This is a genomic window from Oleiphilus sp. HI0067 (assembly GCF_001635735.1).
Map to the genome: position 1 here is coordinate 1 of NZ_LWFI01001314.1, position 950 is coordinate 950.

Consider the following 950-nt stretch of genomic DNA (forward strand, 5'->3'; position numbering starts at 1 on the left):
TTCACAAACTGCACAGGCTTTCCAATACCTAAGGGTATGCCCATCACGATATTGCTGTTTAATGAAGAAATCACATCGTCGACGCAGGCTTCGACCTGGTTATGATGTATTGGCATGGCTCGCTCCTCGATTTATTTTTCTTCGTCGTCATGACTCAAGTCATAGTACTGTATGCGAGGAGCATTTTTATAGTGTTGATACGTATCAAGCGACCCGAGAATTTACACACTCAGGGATGAGCAACTTTGCATTAGGCACTGTTTATCAGGTATTGCTTTAAGATATTAGCTATCAGGTCTTAAGTATTGGCTATTAGGCTTCATCGGTGAGTGAGTGCAACACAAGCATGGCGTCGATCGCGCGCGGAAATCCAATATAAATACTCGAGAGCATAATCACTTCGGTTAATTGTTCTTTACTAAAACCTTTGGCCAATGCCGACTCCAAATGACCTTGCAAACGCTCTGATCCCAAACTAATTAAAGCTGTAATCGCAACAACCTCTTTCAGCTGATCATCCAATACAGGGCGGTCATAGACTTTGCCCAAAGCAAAGTCGGAAATCATACCCACAAAGTCTGGCGCAAGTTCTTCAAGTTTTGCGATCACATCGCGACGATCTTCAGTTGAATGAAGGTTCTGATTTTGAGCTGTCATAATTCACTTCTTCTAATAGTTTTTGCGTGCGGCTATCTCGACCGATATAACGATTAAATTCTTCCATAAACGTTTCATCAAATACCTTCGTCGGTGTTGGATACAATCCGCATTTCACGTCAATCAGCACAGGCCCCGCTGCCTGCATAGCTTCGTCATACACAGCAGATAATTGATGCGGATCTGAGACAGATATGCCTTTTACGCCCAAAGATTGCGCAAACCCTGCCCAATCATGATCAACGATATCGGTTAAAGCGCCCGCCTCTTCCGTAAACCCTTCTGTCCGTAGT

At 43.9% G+C, this 950-nt stretch carries 2 protein-coding genes; both read right to left on the minus strand.

The annotated features are described in order from the left end of the window. Nucleotides 1–312: 312 nt before the first annotated feature. Nucleotides 313–657 carry a carboxymuconolactone decarboxylase family protein gene (locus A3739_RS20500; RefSeq protein ID WP_068477539.1) on the minus strand — a complete coding sequence of 115 codons (345 nt, stop codon included), beginning with the start codon at nucleotides 655–657 and terminating at the stop codon, nucleotides 313–315. Further along, the coding region (locus A3739_RS20505; protein WP_197472468.1) for a thiamine pyrophosphate-dependent enzyme at nucleotides 623–950 on the minus strand (328 nt) is incomplete at its 5' end. The genes A3739_RS20505 and A3739_RS20500, both read right to left, overlap by 35 nt.

Coding starts and splice junctions, on each gene's coding strand:
- A3739_RS20500 (WP_068477539.1), bottom strand. CDS start 657: ATGACAGCTCAAAATCAGAACCTTCATTCAACTGAAGATCGTCGCGAT.